Origin of the sequence: Clostridium sp. C2-6-12 (assembly GCF_009928485.1) — a bacterium.
Lineage (GTDB): Bacteria > Bacillota > Clostridia > Clostridiales > Clostridiaceae > Clostridium.
In genome coordinates this window covers 1-17151 of sequence record NZ_JAABNP010000018.1, presented here as the reverse complement: position 1 = coordinate 17151, position 17151 = coordinate 1, and the positions used below count along the sequence as shown (strand labels likewise).

The 17151-nt window shown below is 27.6% G+C and carries 18 protein-coding genes; all 18 read left to right on the top strand.

Annotation, left to right across the window (positions count from 1 at the left end; all coding sequences use genetic code 11):
• Nucleotides 1–37: 37 nt before the first annotated feature.
• The 18 genes from GXK56_RS15530 to GXK56_RS15445 all read left to right on the top strand — a co-directional run bounded on the left by GXK56_RS15530 (nucleotide 38) and on the right by GXK56_RS15445 (nucleotide 16949).
• Complete coding sequence (locus GXK56_RS15530) at nucleotides 38–817, top strand: CPBP family intramembrane glutamic endopeptidase (RefSeq protein WP_160688998.1); 780 nt, start codon at nucleotides 38–40, stop codon at nucleotides 815–817.
• A gap of 49 nt (nucleotides 818–866) precedes the next feature.
• On the top strand, nucleotides 867–2801 hold the full coding sequence (locus GXK56_RS15525) for a DUF2207 domain-containing protein (RefSeq protein ID WP_160688996.1): 1935 nt from the start codon (nucleotides 867–869) through the stop codon (nucleotides 2799–2801).
• 1445 nt (nucleotides 2802–4246) lie between these two features.
• Nucleotides 4247–5041 carry a hypothetical protein gene (locus GXK56_RS15520; RefSeq protein WP_160688994.1) on the top strand — a complete coding sequence of 265 codons (795 nt, stop codon included), beginning with the start codon at nucleotides 4247–4249 and terminating at the stop codon, nucleotides 5039–5041.
• 580 nt (nucleotides 5042–5621) lie between these two features.
• Complete coding sequence (locus GXK56_RS15515) at nucleotides 5622–6707, top strand: metallophosphoesterase (protein WP_160688993.1); 1086 nt, start codon at nucleotides 5622–5624, stop codon at nucleotides 6705–6707.
• A gap of 40 nt (nucleotides 6708–6747) precedes the next feature.
• Nucleotides 6748–7299, top strand: a complete 552-nt coding sequence (locus GXK56_RS15510) for a flavodoxin family protein (RefSeq protein WP_160688991.1) — start codon at nucleotides 6748–6750, stop codon at nucleotides 7297–7299.
• Between the two features lie 68 nt (nucleotides 7300–7367).
• Nucleotides 7368–8159 (top strand): hypothetical protein, encoded by a 792-nt coding sequence (locus GXK56_RS15505; RefSeq protein ID WP_207710272.1) that lies wholly within the window; start codon nucleotides 7368–7370, stop codon nucleotides 8157–8159.
• Between the two features lie 70 nt (nucleotides 8160–8229).
• Nucleotides 8230–8745, top strand: a complete 516-nt coding sequence (locus tag GXK56_RS15500; RefSeq protein WP_160688987.1) for a GNAT family N-acetyltransferase — start codon at nucleotides 8230–8232, stop codon at nucleotides 8743–8745.
• A 34-nt stretch (nucleotides 8746–8779) separates the two neighbouring features.
• Nucleotides 8780–8953, top strand: a complete 174-nt coding sequence (locus tag GXK56_RS15495) for a hypothetical protein (RefSeq protein ID WP_243156141.1) — start codon at nucleotides 8780–8782, stop codon at nucleotides 8951–8953.
• 322 nt (nucleotides 8954–9275) lie between these two features.
• The gene (locus tag GXK56_RS15490) at nucleotides 9276–9908 is read left to right on the top strand and encodes a hypothetical protein (RefSeq protein WP_160688985.1); all 633 of its coding nucleotides are present in this window, start codon (nucleotides 9276–9278) and stop codon (nucleotides 9906–9908) included.
• A 211-nt stretch (nucleotides 9909–10119) separates the two neighbouring features.
• The gene (locus GXK56_RS15485) at nucleotides 10120–10473 is read left to right on the top strand and encodes a hypothetical protein (RefSeq protein WP_160688983.1); all 354 of its coding nucleotides are present in this window, start codon (nucleotides 10120–10122) and stop codon (nucleotides 10471–10473) included.
• 304 nt (nucleotides 10474–10777) lie between these two features.
• Nucleotides 10778–11059: a hypothetical protein gene (locus GXK56_RS15480; protein WP_160688981.1), complete on the top strand. Its 282-nt coding sequence runs from the start codon at nucleotides 10778–10780 to the stop codon at nucleotides 11057–11059.
• Nucleotides 11060–11437: 378 nt separating this feature from the next.
• Nucleotides 11438–12064: an HD domain-containing protein gene (locus tag GXK56_RS15475; protein ID WP_160688979.1), complete on the top strand. Its 627-nt coding sequence runs from the start codon at nucleotides 11438–11440 to the stop codon at nucleotides 12062–12064.
• Nucleotides 12065–12318: 254 nt separating this feature from the next.
• Complete coding sequence (locus tag GXK56_RS15470; protein WP_160688977.1) at nucleotides 12319–12597, top strand: CD3324 family protein; 279 nt, start codon at nucleotides 12319–12321, stop codon at nucleotides 12595–12597.
• 218 nt (nucleotides 12598–12815) lie between these two features.
• Nucleotides 12816–13352 carry a GNAT family N-acetyltransferase gene (locus GXK56_RS15465; protein WP_160688975.1) on the top strand — a complete coding sequence of 179 codons (537 nt, stop codon included), beginning with the start codon at nucleotides 12816–12818 and terminating at the stop codon, nucleotides 13350–13352.
• A 222-nt stretch (nucleotides 13353–13574) separates the two neighbouring features.
• Entirely contained in the window at nucleotides 13575–14693 is a 1119-nt protein-coding gene (locus GXK56_RS15460; RefSeq protein WP_160688973.1) for a DUF4932 domain-containing protein, read from the top strand.
• A 338-nt stretch (nucleotides 14694–15031) separates the two neighbouring features.
• Nucleotides 15032–15340 (top strand): methylated-DNA--[protein]-cysteine S-methyltransferase, encoded by a 309-nt coding sequence (locus GXK56_RS15455; RefSeq protein ID WP_160688971.1) that lies wholly within the window; start codon nucleotides 15032–15034, stop codon nucleotides 15338–15340.
• A gap of 349 nt (nucleotides 15341–15689) precedes the next feature.
• Entirely contained in the window at nucleotides 15690–16070 is a 381-nt protein-coding gene (locus tag GXK56_RS15450; protein ID WP_160688969.1) for a response regulator, read from the top strand.
• Nucleotides 16071–16073: 3 nt separating this feature from the next.
• Nucleotides 16074–16949, top strand: coding sequence for a hypothetical protein (locus tag GXK56_RS15445; RefSeq protein WP_160688967.1), 876 nt, complete (start codon nucleotides 16074–16076; stop codon nucleotides 16947–16949).
• The last annotated feature ends 202 nt before the right edge of the window (nucleotides 16950–17151 follow it).

Below are 17151 nucleotides of genomic sequence, written 5' to 3'. Positions count from 1 at the left end.
TATATATTTGATTTTCACTTAATAAAAGGAGAAGCTTATGAATCTTAAAAAAGTTATTGTATTTATTGTAGTATCTTATAGTTTTACTTGGATATTGTGGCTTCCATTACTACTGAATAAGCAGTTTGATGCTAAAGTGCCCATAATATCAGGGCAATTTTATCTTGCTTCCTTTGGACCATTTATAGGAGCAGTAGTAACTTCATTTTTTATTGGAGGGGGAAAAGCTTTTATGGAATGGTTAAAGCGTGCATATTCAATTAGGTTTAAAGCTAAATGGCTTTTTATAGCATTAGGCTTTCCTTTATTTTATGGGATTGCTGCAGTAATAGCTCATAGGTTAATTATAGGAAGCTGGCCTGATTTTGCTCAATTCGGATTAACTAATAAACTCCCAGGCTTTAATTTATTAGAAACATCTTTAATTTGGATTTTAACCTTTGGTTTAGGTGAAGAATCTGGCTGGAGAGGGTTTCTATTACCAGAACTTTGTAAGAAATTTTCTGTTAAAGGGAGTGCATTAATTGTTTCAGTCATTTGGATATTGTGGCATCTGCCTGCTTTTTGGTTTAATGAAAATTATATGAATATGGGCTTTGGTATTATTGGATGGTCCATAAGTCTTACCTTTGGTTCAATATTCTTAGCTTGGCTAAGCAAGGGAAGTGGTTTTAGTGTTATACCTGTTTTAATTTGGCATGGTGGCTTTGATCTTTTGACAGCTAGTGATCAAGCAGCACAGGTTATGGCAATGGTTTGCAGCATGCTAGTAATAATTCAAGGAGTATATCTTAGCAGAAAGCTAAGTAAAATATAAAAAATGATTGTGTTGCTTAAAGGATAAATTGATTGAAGGTGAGTAATATATGATAGAAATAAGAAAAAGTTTATTGAACTTAATTCTTAAAATATTATTTTTAGTAGTTATTATGTTCATGGTATTATTTTTTCTGCATTTAAAAACAGCCTTTGCAGATTCCAGTTCTTCAAGTACTAACAACATAATTTGGGATTCTAGTTATGATATAGCTGCATATAATGTTGATGTAAAAGTAAATACTGATAATGTTTTAGACGTTACTGAAACCATAACTGCAGACTTTCATGAAGAAAAGCATGGGATTTATAGAAAAATCCCTTTGTCAGCAAAAATTGATTCGTTAAAAGATAATACTATTGTAAAAAAACATGTATCTGATATTAGAAATATTAATGTTACAGATGAAAAAGGAAAAGCTATTGAATATGAAAAAAGCGTAGAAGGTGAGAATTTAGAATTAAAAATAGGTGAAGGGGATAAAACTTTAAAAGGTAAGCATACTTATGTTATAAAATTTAGTTATGACATTGGAAATGATAATAATAAGGAATATGATGAGCTTTACTATAATTTAATTGGTCATGAATGGGATACAGCAATAAGTAATATAACCTTTCAAGTCCATATGCCTAAGGATTTTGATAAAAACAATGTAAGTATAACTTCTGGATTTTCAAATTCAAAAACACTTGACGAGCAAGTTTCTTATATTATTAACGGAAATACTATTGAGGGAAAGGTAAATGCTTTGTTTTTACCTCCAGGAACAGGAGTTACAATTCGAGCTAAGCTTCCAGAAGAATATTTTTATGGCTTTAAAGATGAAAAAAATATAGATTTAACTTTATTATATGAAATTTTTGTGGGTTTAAGCTTCTTGTTATTTTTATTTTGGGGTAGAAATAAAAGAATATATGCAAGTGAAGAAATAATAAGTCCGCCTGATAATTTTAATCCAGCTGAAGCCGGTTATTTATTAGAAGGAAACATTAAATCACGACATACAGTAGCTTTGATAATATATTGGGCGAATAAAGGATATTTAAATATTTGTAGTGATTTAAATAATGATTTTGTTCTTACAAAATTAAGGGAAGCAGACAATGAAATGAAGGATTATGAGAAATTAATGTTCAACAAGCTATTTGAGGAAAGAGCTACAGTTACAGCTAAAGAACTTAATAATAATTTTTATTCTACAGTTTCAACAGTAAATGCTTCTATTGTTAGATACTTTGATGATTCTACAAAAAGTCTATATACAAAAACTGGTGTTTTAGCTCAATGGGTTAGTTTCATATTTGCAGGACTGAGTATTGGATTAATGGTTGGTAAGACTGTTGGAGTATATGATTTTTCATTATATGCTGGGATAGCAGTAGGAATAATCACTTTTTTAGTTACATTAATTTATGCTGCAGTTATAGGATATTTAGTTAAGAGTTCAAGAACAAAATCTAAAATAGGGTTAATTATATCAATTGTAATTTGTTTATTAATTTTAGGCCTTATAGGAAAAGTGACTGCTGATTATACTAGTAACTTTGAAGCTTATGTAAGTGCAGTTTCAGCATTTGTGTGTATGATATTAGGTGCATATTCTAAAAGGAGAACGGATCAATATAATACTTGGCTTAGTAAATTAATGGGCTTTAAAAACTATATACAAATGAAAGAAAGCTTTACATTTAAAAATAATATTGAAGCAAATGAATTTTATATCTACGATATACTTCCATATGCTTATGCCTTTGGTTTATCAAAAGAATGGACAGATAAATTTTCAAACATTTCAAGTCCTTTACCAACATGGTTTAACAATCAAAATAATGAAAATTTCAGCTTGATGTATTTTATGGTTGCTCTTAATCACAACTTAACCAATTATGAAAATAATATGACATCATCTCCATCAGATGGTTCATATTCTGGTGGAGATTCAGGCGGTGGCTTTGGTGGTGGAGGCGGCGGAAGCTGGTAATGGAATCAAGCTATTATAAATAACATAATGCAATAATAAAGTCTTGTTAAGTACAACTTATCAAGGCTTTATTTGTCTGTTTGAGGATTGCAGCTAACGAAAAAATATTAGATAAATATTTAAAACTTGCTATAAAGAAATATTTTTGCATGTACTTAAAAAATATTTTTTAAGAAGCTTGTTATATTGCAATACTTAACTTTCATGAAGTCAAAAAAATTTTGACTACAAAAATATAAAACAATATATAAATGTAAATAATTGTTCCAACTATACTATAAATATATAAATAGGGTTAAAGGTTTATATAAAACTATTTACATATTAATAAATTTAAATAGAAACCTAGTTTTATAGAAATCTATATTCATATTTACATAGAAAAATATAAACATAGATAAATATTTATAGTAAACATGAGGTATGAGAGACTTTTAATAACTATTTAAACAATAAATAAAGAAAAGGTGGCGTTTGTACAATACACTTTTTGGGAACTGTTTAAAATATATTTTGTTAATAATAATTTTAAATAGGAGAAAATTTTCTGATGAAAAACTTAAAAAATTTTTTGAAGTATTTTTTCTAACTGTAATATCATTAACAATGTTGATTGCTCGTGGATGGACAAAAGTATCAGCGGAGGGAAGTGTTAAAATATTTTTAAATGTGTTATTAAAAAAGTCTGTTTCATTTTTTTGAACAATTTTGTGTGAGTTTAGGAATTATTATTAGTAGTGTTAAGAAGAAAGTGGTTATTCTAAGAATTTCAAAGTTATAAATTTCATCTTTTATAGAAGCATAAGAAATTTATAATTTAAGATAAATATCATATTATAAAAATATTTGTACATTGTGGAAGAATAAAGGAAAAATTCAAAAATGTGTTGTATAATTAGAATAGGGGATTTGAAATAGTAATCATGTCTATGATGGAAAGCTGGTTAAGCTTATCTTATGTAGATTAAATTATTATCAAATAACTATAGTTTCATGTTTTTGAAGACAAAAACATATTGGGCTAGTATAGTTCCTATATTGATAATTTTTCCATTTGTTTTTTATGTAACTATTGAGGAAAATAAAAGTGAACTAACTATTTATAAATTGCTTGCTAGTTATTTTTAATCAGGTGTGATTATATAATTATTAAAAATGAATAACAAACTAGAATATCACATTGATTTAGTGTAATATTCTAGTTTGTCTAAATTTCTTTATTATAAGTCCTAACCATTAGGATATAGCATTTAACCGATATGGCATGGAGATTAGGCACCTTTCCCAATACAGAGTATTTTTTAGAAAAGTGGGGAGAAAAACAGTCATATCACAAAAGTTAACAGTATTATATTTATAAAAATCAGATAAATATTTTAAAGATAAATTGAAATTTAAAGTTCAGAGTATTTGCATTTTCGAAAGATGGCAAGGAGGAAACAGTAATGTCGTTTGGGAATATCATATTTGCCAGTATATGTTGGTTGTGTTCATTGATTTTTGGGGTAATCGCTCTTTGGGCATTCAAACGTAAAGACCCTATGCACTTTTGGTCAGGAAGTACCGTAAAACCTGAAGAGATAGCGGATATTCCCTCATACAATCGCGCGAATGGTTTGATGTGGGCAATTTATACTGTTTGTATGGTTGTGACAGGTATATTGTCACTTTTCAACATTATATCAGGTGTCATTTTATTAGTAATTATATGTGTCCCAGGAATTGTAGTATTAATCGTTACATATAATCGGATTTATAATAAATACAGAAGTACATCGGTTATTTACAAAACTGATGAGTCAACATCAAAGACGCCCAAAGCGGTTATTATAGCCATAACTTCAATTTCTGCAATAATTTTTATTGCCATAGCTGCGTTATTTTTTTATGGTGAAAAAGACCCTAGCGTAAGCATACTTGATGACCGCATACAAATAAAAGCTATGTATGGATTAAACATTGACTTCTCTGAAGTTGCTAATATATCTCTCATAGAGAAAAGCATGAGTAATATTGGTATTGGCAGAAGAATTAATGGTTATGGAGGTATGGGAGGAGCTTTAAAAGGAAATTTCAAATCAGATACCCTCGGTGAAACTTTACTCTTTGTTCAAACGAAATCATCTCCAACAATAAAGATTGAACTAACTGATAAGAAAGATGTATATATAAGTTTATATAACAGCGAAAGTACAGAGCAACTATACCGGGAACTAATAGCAAACATACCGCCAAGATGAATATTCACCTTATTATTATTATTATTATTATTATTATTATTATTATTATTATTATTATTATTATTTATTTGCTGACACATATAATCTGAAATCTACAAATTTCAATTTGTGGATTTCAGATTATATGTGTTACTGTCTAGTCTAAAGAGCTAATGTAGTAGAAAGGTTAAAACTTACTACTAATGACAACTTGATATATACCTAAGGAATGGAGGAGAACCAAGCTCAGATTTAACTGGAGGTGGCTCTCCTTCTTATTTTGTTAGTAGAATAAAATTTATAATAAATCCTGTGAATATAAAGACTTGTATATAATAATGCTGATTAAATTGGAGTTTATATATTAATCTAAAAACAATATATTTTAAAGATTGAATTATATTTACAATAATAGGTATATATGTTATTGTAAAAAAAGAACGTATATTCGAATGCTGGAAAAATAATTTGGAGTTATACGTAAACGTCCTAATGCTGTTTACATATAAATTGTATTAAAAATTGAATGGTTAGAAGATTAGGAAAAATAGAGTTTTAAGTCATGTATTTAATTGAATATTAATAAGGTGGGCAAGATTTTATGAAAGCTACAGTAAAAAGAATTTTAGTTGAAAAAGATAAAAGAGTTATAGCAATAAGTGATATACATGGGAATTTAAACGCTTTTAAAAGATTATTAGAAAAGATATGCTTTTCTGAAAAAGACGTTTTAATTTTAGTTGGAGACTTAATTGAAAAAGGAGAAATGAGCTTAGAGACTTTAAGATATATAATTGAGTTATCAAAGATAAGGGAGGTTCATGTGGTTAGCGGAAACTGTGACACAGTTTGGGAAGATATAAAAAGCGAGGAGGATGATGAAAATCTTTTAAGATATATGATGTTCCGAAAAAATAGCATTTTAAATGAAATGTGTCAGCAGTTATCAATTGAAGTAAATGAAAAATCAGATATTAAATATATTAAGGAGCAAATAAAGCAAAATTTTAGTTATGAACTTAATTGGTTAGAACAATTACCACATATTATTGAGACGGAGAAATTTATTTTCGTTCATGCAGGCATTAAATCTGATAATTTAGAAGAACAAAAGGTTAGTGAGGTTGTAAAGCGTGATGCATTTATTGAGGAAGGATTAGTTTTTTCTAAATATGTGATTGTTGGACATTGGCCAACTGCAAATTACGGAAAACAAAGAGGATGCTGCAATCCAATTATAAACGAAGAACAAAAAATTATTAGTATTGATGGCGGAAATATGATTAAAGATGAAGGCCAGTTGAATGCACTAATAATTAATGGGGATGGAAGTATTACTTTTGATGCAGTTGATGATTTTGTAACGGATGAAATTATAGGAGATCAAGCTCCAAATTCAAATACAATTCAGATTTCATGGATGGATAATGCAGTAGAAGTATTAAAAGATGGAAAAGAATTCAGTTTATGTAGGCATATTTCTTCAAATCATGAGCTTTGGATAAAAAATGATAAGCTTTTTAAAACTGAAGATGGAATGTGTTGTTATGATTGTACGGATTATTTTCTTTCTGTTAAAAAAGGAGATAGAGTCTCTATAATTGAAAAATCAAGTTTACAAACTCTAGCTAAAAAAGATGGTATTATCGGATGGGTTCTAAATAAAAATTTGAGAGATGCAAATTAAATTATAGTTTGTAGTAGTAATTATACAAGGAGAAGACTAAATGAAAACACTTATATTTAATGGTTCGCCAAGAAAAAATGGTGATACTATGACTTTTATAAATGAACTTATTAAACATTTAGATGGAGAACATAAAATTATAAACGCATATTACTGTAATATAATGCCTTGTGTGGATTGCAGATATTGTTGGCAAAATAAAGGCTGCTGTCATAATGATGAAATGCAAGAAGTATATGAATACATACAAGAATGCGATAATATTTTAATAGCTTCCCCAATCTACTTTTCACAACTTACAGGACAATTATTAGCAATTACAAGCAGGCTTCAAACGTATTTTAGTGCAAGATTTTTTAGAAAAGAAGTTCCAATTCTAAAAAGTAAAAAAGGTGGTGTTATTTTAGTTGGTGGTGGAGATGGGCATATTGAAGGAGCATATGATACAGCACGTACACTTTTACATCATATGAATTCAAAGAACATTAAACCAGTAATTTATAGTCATAACACGGATAAGATACCAGCAAAAGAAGATATTATTGCAATAAATGATGTGAAAAATTTGGCTTTATTTTTTAATGAATTATGAAGAAAATAAATATACTGTAATTGCATAGAATGTTGTGCATTAAAAAAGTAGTAAAGGAATTGGGATTTATGGAAGAAATTAATGTTTTAAAGTTTAATGACAATGTAAAAATATATTACACAAATAAGAAAATATCATTACCAGAAGAGTATAGTAAAAGAGTTGAAAGCCATTGGGAAAGTCTTTTAAAAACAGGTAAAAAACTTTTCAATGGGGATGTTTTTTCTATTGAAAAAACAAAGATTAACGGAAATGAAATACACATATATGTTGGATTAACTAACTATGCACATTTTTTATATACAACATATAAAAACAAATATGAAGAAAATGATTGTAGAGTTATTTATACTTCTGTACTAATTGAAACTAATGATAATAGGTTTGCTATTGGAGAAATGAATGAATGTACAGCTTTTCCTTTCAAGTTACAATTTATTGGTGGTGGAATTGATAAAGAGGATGTTAATGGGGAGTTTTTAGATTTAGAGCATAATATAAAAAAAGAAATTTCAGAGGAACTAGGAATACAAATAGAAAACAAAGCTATTGTAAAGAGCTTAAAACCTTGCTATTTAAAAAGTGGTGGAGAAAGGAATTTTCTGTCAGCTATTTTTAAACTTGACTTATTGATAAATGGAGAGGAACTTGTTGAAATCTTAAATAAACATAATAAAGATTTATCACTTAAAATGGAAATGCAAGAAATAAAGAGTTTAGTTTTTATCAATTCTGACAAAGAATCTATAAGAGATTTTACTAACAATGATAAAAGAGAGAAGGATGAAAACTTAATTGCAACATTAGAAGCCGAGGTTGGAATTAGACAAGTTTTTGAGGATTATAATATTTTGAATTAGAAAATTATTATTAGAATTTTAGAGTGTTTTTATAATTCCCAATATCAATAATGAAAAGTGAGGACTAAAAATGGACAAGGTAATAAATACAAAAAGATTGGAAATTAAACCATATGAAGATGCTGACCAGAATTCAATGATTGACTTATTAACAAATGAAAAAATAAAGCAGAATTTTATGATTCCTGATTTTGAAACTGAACAAGAGGCTATTAATATGTTTAAAAAGCTTCAAGGTTTTTCTTATTCTGAAGAACACTACGAACGTGGTATTTACATCGGTAATAAATTGATTGGATTTGTAAATGATGTAGAAATTGGTGACGGAGTAATTGAATTAGGCTATGTTATTAATCCTGATTATCAGAATAAAGGATATGCATCCGAAATGTTGAAAGCGGTAATAGACGAGCTGTTTCTATATGGCTTTCGTCAAATAGTTGCAGGGGCATTTGAGAATAACTATGCAAGTATTCAAGTAATGAAAAAATGTGGGATGAAAAAAATAAAAAAAGAAGATGATATCTGCTATAGAGGGGTACTTCGTCATTGTTGTTATTACGCCACTTTTCGAGATGATAACTAAAAATGATATAATAGTTGTTTGAGGAGTTGATAGAATGTTTGATTTTTCAAAATTAGAATTTATTACTGATAAAAAAGATACTGCTAATTTGCAAGAAATAACAGATGTAGAAAATGAGTTTAAGTTAACAAATGAGGATTACCTTTATGTTGATAAAAAATATTTTATAGAAATTTTATATAATTATGCACCTTATCAATTTTTATAAGGCCAAGGATATTTGGAAAAAGCTCTAATACAAAAGTCATTTTAGCTACAAGAAAATTTATAAGTAGATATTCAAGTCTACTCGGAAACATATAAATGCCAAATGATAGTTTACGAATGTTTATAGTTATGGTATCTGTATTAACAGGTGCTTTTTCTTTGCAAAAATTTATTTTTATTACTTTATATAGATTTAAAGAAAACATTTTTAATAATAATTTTTAAATTGGCATATATGTCGCAATTATACAATACAATGGCTTTCTTACTAAGTAAAATATAAATTGTAAATAACAATTTTTCAAATAAGGGGAGAAATATTAATGAAAAACTTAAAAAAATTTTTTGCAGTATTTTTAATAACTGTAATATCATCAACAATGTTGATTTCTTGTGGAGGCCCAAAGGTATCAGCAGAAGAAAGTGCTAAAATATTCTTAAATGTTTTATTAAAAAATGATAAAACAAATATGGACAAGATAGGATTTACAGAAGACAGTTATAATAAACTTGTACAAGATAAAGAAAATAAGCTTATGAAGAGCTTTGCTGGAGATAATGTTGATAAAAGTGTAATAACAGATGAAGTTAAAGCTAAATTTAAAGAAAGTTTAATTAAAGGTTTATCTAATTTAAGCTATGAAATAAAGCAAACTTCAGCAGATAAAAAAGTTGAAAAATTTGATTTGAAACTAAAAGTTTTTGATATGGATAAAATATTTAAAGATGCTCAAAACAAAGCTATAGCAGATTATACTAATAATCCTAATATGTCAAAAGAAGAAGTGCAAAAGAAATTATTAGAATATATATGTGATTCCATTGCAGCAGGCACAGCAAAAGCAGAACCACAAACTGTAAGTTTAATCTTCACTAAAGGAGAAAAAGTTTGGGAGCCAATGGAAGAATATAGTGGACTTGAAGGAGTTATTTTAGACTATATATTCATGGGATAAAAGATTATTAAGGTAAATAAAATTTTATAGCAACATATTAAAATGAAACTGATAAAATAAAAAGTCAGTTTCATTTTTTATTTTCATATAAAATTAAATTTAATAATCAAACCAAGCAATCGCTTTTAGAGATTTAATTCTAGTAAGTTATTACAAAGTAATACCGCTTTTGATATAATATAGATAAATAAGGATTTAGGAGCTTAATGTCATGCATTCATTTACAGAACGACAGATTAAAGATACCTTAAGAATAATTGAATCAACAATAGTTAATTGCGAAAAGGTACAAACCAAATTAAAGGAGGGTTCACCTTCGTTGTCACTATCTAAAAATAGGATTAAGGCTTTATACATTTCTAAAGCCTTATTGATGAATCAAAAAAATCAATATTCAAAAGAGGAATTAGAAAAAGCAGTTGTACAAATTACTTCAATCAAAAATAAAAGTACAACAGGGCTTAACAATGCTAAAGAAGGTAGTTCAACATATACACGTTTTTCAAAACTTATAACTACAATGAATATAGTTTTAGTATATTTGCAGAAAGCTATTGAAAAATAGCATTATAAATTCCAGTTTATTGAGTAGATTTGATGAATAATCTTATAATAAAACGTAATAGTTCAGTATAGATAACATTTAGTAATATGAAAGTATAAGTATTACTGGTTAGTTGGCTAATTTGGGAAAGCTAAATTAATAATTGAATTAGTGAGATGAGAAAAGTATGAAGTTAAAAAAGCTAGATGCAATAGATAAAATTTATATATTTACTTTTATAAGTTTTCTGATTAGAGTTTCTTATAATATATACATAAGGGATTATAGGAAGATAATTTTTGAGTTATTCTGTATGAGTATACTTATGATTATATTAATATATTACAAATCAAAGTATAAGTCTAATCAAAAAGAAAAAGTAGATATTAGGGATTTATCTATAAAGTCAATATTAAAAAATGTACCCGGTTTTAGAACAGGTGAAAAAGCTAATATGATAATTGCAAGTATATATTATGTGATTTGTTTATTTTTTGCAATTATGAGTATTATATTTTTTAATGCGAAGGGGATATACTCTGGTTTATCTGGATTATTTGTACCATATGTTATTTTTACAACTTTAGAATCTCGGAATAATCAATAAGAGTGGTAAAAAAATAGTCAATGACTATAGATATTATATTGAATCAATTCTGTATGAATTTGCAGGTAAATTTTAATTATAAATCAACAACTGATAAAAGGAAAAAGTCAGTTTCATTTTTTCGATTATATCTATAATATAAATATCATGTGAATAAATAAAAAATACTATAAAATACTAAATAAGCTTAGAAGAATAAAAGGCGAAGCATAGCATATATAAATTGGAACTTCGCTAAAATTGGATATAAAATTATTAGAAGTGATTTACCATATTAAAAGAAATATGGTAAGTTTTGTTTTTGTGATATATAATATAGAAGTATTACAGAATGGTAAATTATAACGTATTAAGTGTTAGAATTTTAAGGAGTTAAATATGTTAGGAAACAATGATAAAAAAGGGATGCCAACTATAGAAGAGGCAGAAGCATTTTTGCATGAGGCTGGAGAATTAAATCCAGGGTCTTGGATAAAACATTCTATGTATGCCAGTAAAGCAGCACAAATTATAGCAGAAAATTGTGATGGATTAGATCCACAGGTTGCATCAATATTAGGAATGCTTCATGATATAGGCAGAAGATTTGGAATAACTGGCATGAGGCATATTCTAGATGGATATAATTTTTTAATGGAAAAAGGTTTCTATCGAGTTGCTAAGGTATGTATTACTCATTCATTTGATTGTAAGGATATAAAATCTGCATTTGGAAAGTGGGATTGTACTAAAGAAGAGTATGAATTTGTAAAACAGTATTTAGAAAGCACTGAATATGATGATTATGATAGGCTCATTCAATTATGTGATTCATTGGCATTTATTGATGGTTACTATCTTATAGAGAAAAGGATGATAGAAGCAGCACTAAGACATGGAATAAATGAATATACTACACTAAAATGGAAGGCAACGTTTGAAATAAAGGAGTATTTTGAATTGAAAATGGGTAAATCCGTATATAGTATCCTTCCAAGAGTAGTTGAGAATACTTTTAGATTATAGATATTTTCTAAATTATTATACGTAATCTAATTAGATAAGGAAGGCTGTGGTATTATGAAAATCAAAATGATTTTTAGAAAGTTTAAAATTTGCTCCTGCAAAGACTACAATGAAACGAAAAAGCAATGCTTTGTCAGGAGCCTAATATAAAAAATTGCTTAAATGTATATTAATTAACTTAGGTTTTTGTAACGCATTACTTAGCTTTGAGTAGTATTTGCATCCTATATATAAAAGTACAGGAGGGCAAAGTATTGAAATATATTAAGGCAAAAAATGTGTTACCAGAAGAGATTATAAGGGTCATACAAGAATATGTTGATGGAGAATTTGTTTATATACCAAGAAAAAATAATAATCAAAAAGCTTGGGGAGAAAAAAGTGGTACAAAAGATATGCTGAAAAATAGAGATATTGAAATTTTTCAAAAGTATAATAATGATGTGCCTATAAAGAACTTAGCACAAATGTATTATTTATCAGAGCAGAGTATAAGACGTATTATAAGAGAGCAGAAGAGATCGTGCTCATAATTAAGCCATAACTATTTATGAAATTGAAGGTTTATTTAAAGTTATGATATGATTTCCTTATAGAATTTTATAAGGAAACTATATCTGATTTTAAGTAGATAGATAATATAAGTTAAATTTTAATTTACATATAATGTCATATTTATAATCAGCATGCTAATTAAATTTATAATTAGCATGCTATTTATTTTGATTAATATTAAAAGGAAGGTGAAATTTTGGAAGTTAAAGTAGTTTTGGCAAATGAAGAGGATGGAAAGATAATAAAAAATATTTATCCACTATATCTGCATGACTTGTCAGAGATTTATGGAAATGTACCTAATGAATATGGGATTTACGAGGATGGGCCTACAAAAACCTTAATTGAGCAATATGATGTTCAAAATGCTTGGTTTGAAAATCCAGATTATCTATTTCCATTTATTATAATGGTAGATGGAAAACCAGCTGGATTTGACTTGGTATCAACTGGTAAGTTTGCACCAGAAGGAATGGATTTTTACGTTTATGAGTTCTTTTTATTAAGACCGTATAGAGGAAAAAATATTGCATCCATTGCAGCAAAGGAGATATTTGATAAGTTTTTAGGAAAGTGGGGATTATATGTAGCTCCATCAGGGATGAATCCAAGGGGAGAAAAGTTTTGGAGAAAAACTATTAGTGATTATACAAATGGGAACTTTGAAGAAAATCATGGTTCAACATTTGATGGAGATAAACTAATATTTAAATTCAATAACGATTTTAAATAGATTGCAATGTTCAGATATTTGTAATCTAAAATCACAGCTTTAGATATGGTGAATTTTTATTTATGTAGTTAATTATAAGGTGGTTAAATGGAGTTGTAATAAGTTTATACTTTACTTTGAATTATTGTTAAATATATGATTTTATGGTACTATGTTACACAGTGATGGAAAATAAAAGTTTTCTAAAAGTTTAGCATCAATATTAAGATGGGGATGATGATTATGAGAGAGAAGATAGTAGTCTTAGGGATAGTTTGCATGATGCTATTGAATTGTATTGGATGTGCAAGTAGTAATAATACCAAGACAATTGAGGTCAACGAAAAGATAGCAAATACTGTTAAGGAAAGTGGTATATGCAATGTGAGCGTTGAACCAAAAATTGAACTGCTTGGCGTGGTGCAGTATCTTGCAGATGCACCAGTTATTTTAAAGAAAAATTTGCATGTAGATAATCAAAAATATAGTGATGACATTTCAAATTACTTTTCAAAGTATAAGAATGAAGAGGTAATTAATTTATGTAAAGAGATGATGGAAACAGGATTTACCTATGATACAGCTCCTAATGCCATGTTATATGTTGATGATAATCTAAAGCTTTTAGAGGATATTTCTTTACCTGAAACGATTATAACCAATGCAGGAGGTAAGGAAAAGTTACTAAAGTTTTTTGATTTATTATCAGATTTTAGAAAGAAATCTAAATTTGATGATTTTTATATAAGTCATGATGAATTTTACAAGAAATGCGTTTCGGATGTAAAAAACAGGATTGATAAATTAGGCCTTATAGAGAAGATTCAAAACTATTATGGATATAAACAAAACAGCTATAATTTTATAATTCAACCATTATCAATAGGAGGTTATGGTATAAAAATGCCAGCAAAAGATGGAAAGTTTGATTTATATGATTTTATGGTTGTACCAAATGATGATGCAGAATTTTTTCAGATGGTGGTGCATGAATTCGGGCATTCTTATATAAACCCATTAACTGAAAAAAATATAGATGAAATTAATAAGTACAGTAATTTGTTTTTACCTATAAAGGATGATATGAGTAAGCAGGCATACACGGATTGGAATTGTTGTGTAAATGAACATATTGTAAGAGCAATAAGTTACAGTGTTTTACGAAACACTTTTGGACTTGAAAAAAGTGAAGAGTATATAGCTAGAGATACTGGCATGAAATTTATTTATATCAGCGCAATTTCTGAAAAATTGAAAGAATATGAGAATAATCGAGATAAATATCCTTCATTTAATGAGTTTTATCCAGAATTAATTAAACTATTTAAAGAACTGTCAATTAAACAGACATCAAGCTCATAATATATAGTTGCCTTAGATAAGATACATCTATAAAATATTATTTTGTATACAAATTCAAACTGTACAAAAAGAGAATTAAAAAAGCTTATATCATTGAAAAAATAGTGATATAAACTTTTTCCATATTTTAATATTTTCTTATATATAGAAAATGCTAAGATATTTATACATTATAGAAAAATAAAGAAAAAAATATAAAATATATTGTATAATTAGAGAGATGATTTCAAATAGTTATTAAGATGATGTAAAAAACATGTATCTTCAGTTAATAATATATAAATATTGCATAAAAGTATGGTAATATCCAAATGAAGATCTGTATTATAGGTGAATATATGAAAAAGATTATGAATGAACAATTAATTTATGAAATACTTTCCGTTGTTGAAGAAATCCCAGAGGGGAAAGTAGCTACATATGGACAAATTGCTAAGCTTATTGGTAGAGACAAAAATGCGCGGCTTGTGGGGAAGGTTCTTAGTCAGGCAGAATTTTATGGGAGATATCCATGTCATCGTGTGGTGAATCATGCTGGAAGGCTAGCTCCTGGATGGCATGAACAACGATTTCTGCTATTAGAAGAAGGTGTATCCTTTAAAGATGATAATCATGTTGATATGAAGAAAAATCATTGGAACAATTAGAATTGAAATGCAAGATAAAAGATTTTATGACAAATTACAATGCAAAATTGTACAAATCTTATACTTAAATTTAAGTGATTATAATTTTTATATTTTAGAACAAATAAATTTAAGTTATAATGAAATAAATAAAGTAATTAGATTTATTTGGTATGTAAAAGATTTCTTTAATAACGTTTACTGTTAATAAAAGCTAAATTAAAGAGCTATTGGTATCGATAATAAAAGGTATAATGTTAGTCGGTAATAACAAAACTAAAAATGCCGAGCTAAATTATGAAAATATATAAGGAGAAATTATAAAATTAGAATGGTATAATTTTAAAGATTAATTAGAGGGGGAGCAGTTATGTCAGAGAGTTTATTAAAAATTCTTATCTGTGATGATTCAATGTTAATGAGAAAAAAATTAAAGGAAAGCTTAAAGTTATGTGGTTCATTTGATATTTTAGAGGCAACTGATGGACAATGTGCAGTGGAGATTTATAAGGAGACAAATCCAGATTTGGTATTTATGGATATTGTTATGCCAGTAAAAGATGGTATAACAGCAGTTTCAGAAATAAAAGATTTTAATGAAAATGCCAAAGTTGTAATGGCCTCTTCATCAGGAACTAAAGAACATTTGAAAAAAGCTATTGAAGCAGGTGCATTTGAATTTATTCAAAAACCTTGGGAACAAGAACAAATCACTAAAATAGTTGGAAACTTTATTAAGAAGGGGGAATAGTTAATGTTTACTCAATTTTTTGGTCAATATTTATTGAATAAAAAATATCTAACCCCTAAGCAACTGCATGATGGATTAGAGTATCAAAAGGAAACCAGGTTAAAATTAGGTGTATTAGCTGTAAATGCAGGATATATGACTGCAAATCAAACTGATGAAGTTAATCAAGCACAAAAAAAGCTAGACAAAAAATTCGGTGAAATAGCTGTAGAAATGGGATATCTTAAAGAAGATCAAGTAGAGGAATTATTATCTTCTCAAAAATTTGGACACTTGTTATTAGGACAAGCGCTTGTAGATAAAGAATATATGACACTACAAGAATTTGAAAAGGCAATAAAAGAATATAAAAATGATTATAGTATTTCAGATAAGGAATTTGACGCAATACAAAAAGATGATATAAATGAGATGATAAATAAATTTATAAAATTTCAAGACAGCAATAAAGAAGATGTCCTTAAATGTTATTTAGGATTAATGATGAGAAATTTGATTAGATTTATTGATAACGAAGCGGTTATAGATGAAGTAGTTAAGTTAGAAGAATATAAATGTAATTTTGTTGCGAAACAAGACATAAATGGAAAGGTATCATTATCTACATTTATTGAGGCAGAGGAAAAATCTTTTATAAAATTTGCATCTAAATATGCAGAAGAAGAATTGAATTCTATTGATGAAATGGCAGAAGCATCAGTTAGTGAATTCCTAAATTTACATAATGGAATTTTTTTAGTGAATATGTCCAATATGGGAATGGAACTAGAAATGACACCTCAAGAGGTATATTCAGGAATAAAAATAGAAAATACATACAAAATATCTGTAAATTTATCATTTGGGAAAATAAATATACTAATTAAAGAAAATATATAATTACATCCCGTACTTGCAGAGGTTTATATTGTAGTATATGGATAAATTGAGGTGGTAACACTAAGCAAAAAGCTATCATCCTTGAAATAACATTCAAGGATGATAGCTTTTTTATATTCTTATTTAAACAATGGAAGGAGAATATTGGTAAGCGTAAAAAAATTAACGCATAGAAAATGCAAGCCTCCATTGTTAAAATTAG

Excerpts from the sequence above, each read along its gene's own strand:
- GXK56_RS15530 (WP_160688998.1), top strand. The coding sequence starts at position 38 with ATGAATCTTAAAAAAGTTATTGTATTTATTGTAGTATCTTATAGTTTT.
- GXK56_RS15525 (WP_160688996.1), top strand. The coding sequence starts at position 867 with ATGATAGAAATAAGAAAAAGTTTATTGAACTTAATTCTTAAAATATTA.
- GXK56_RS15520 (WP_160688994.1), top strand. The coding sequence starts at position 4,247 with ATGTCGTTTGGGAATATCATATTTGCCAGTATATGTTGGTTGTGTTCA.
- GXK56_RS15515 (WP_160688993.1), top strand. The coding sequence starts at position 5,622 with ATGAAAGCTACAGTAAAAAGAATTTTAGTTGAAAAAGATAAAAGAGTT.
- GXK56_RS15510 (WP_160688991.1), top strand. The coding sequence starts at position 6,748 with ATGAAAACACTTATATTTAATGGTTCGCCAAGAAAAAATGGTGATACT.
- GXK56_RS15505 (WP_207710272.1), top strand. The coding sequence starts at position 7,368 with ATGGAAGAAATTAATGTTTTAAAGTTTAATGACAATGTAAAAATATAT.
- GXK56_RS15500 (WP_160688987.1), top strand. The coding sequence starts at position 8,230 with ATGGACAAGGTAATAAATACAAAAAGATTGGAAATTAAACCATATGAA.
- GXK56_RS15495 (WP_243156141.1), top strand. The coding sequence starts at position 8,780 with ATGTTTGATTTTTCAAAATTAGAATTTATTACTGATAAAAAAGATACT.
- GXK56_RS15490 (WP_160688985.1), top strand. The coding sequence starts at position 9,276 with ATGAAAAACTTAAAAAAATTTTTTGCAGTATTTTTAATAACTGTAATA.
- GXK56_RS15485 (WP_160688983.1), top strand. The coding sequence starts at position 10,120 with ATGCATTCATTTACAGAACGACAGATTAAAGATACCTTAAGAATAATT.
- GXK56_RS15480 (WP_160688981.1), top strand. The coding sequence starts at position 10,778 with ATGATTATATTAATATATTACAAATCAAAGTATAAGTCTAATCAAAAA.
- GXK56_RS15475 (WP_160688979.1), top strand. The coding sequence starts at position 11,438 with ATGTTAGGAAACAATGATAAAAAAGGGATGCCAACTATAGAAGAGGCA.
- GXK56_RS15460 (WP_160688973.1), top strand. The coding sequence starts at position 13,575 with ATGAGAGAGAAGATAGTAGTCTTAGGGATAGTTTGCATGATGCTATTG.
- GXK56_RS15455 (WP_160688971.1), top strand. The coding sequence starts at position 15,032 with ATGAAAAAGATTATGAATGAACAATTAATTTATGAAATACTTTCCGTT.
- GXK56_RS15450 (WP_160688969.1), top strand. The coding sequence starts at position 15,690 with ATGTCAGAGAGTTTATTAAAAATTCTTATCTGTGATGATTCAATGTTA.
- GXK56_RS15445 (WP_160688967.1), top strand. The coding sequence starts at position 16,074 with ATGTTTACTCAATTTTTTGGTCAATATTTATTGAATAAAAAATATCTA.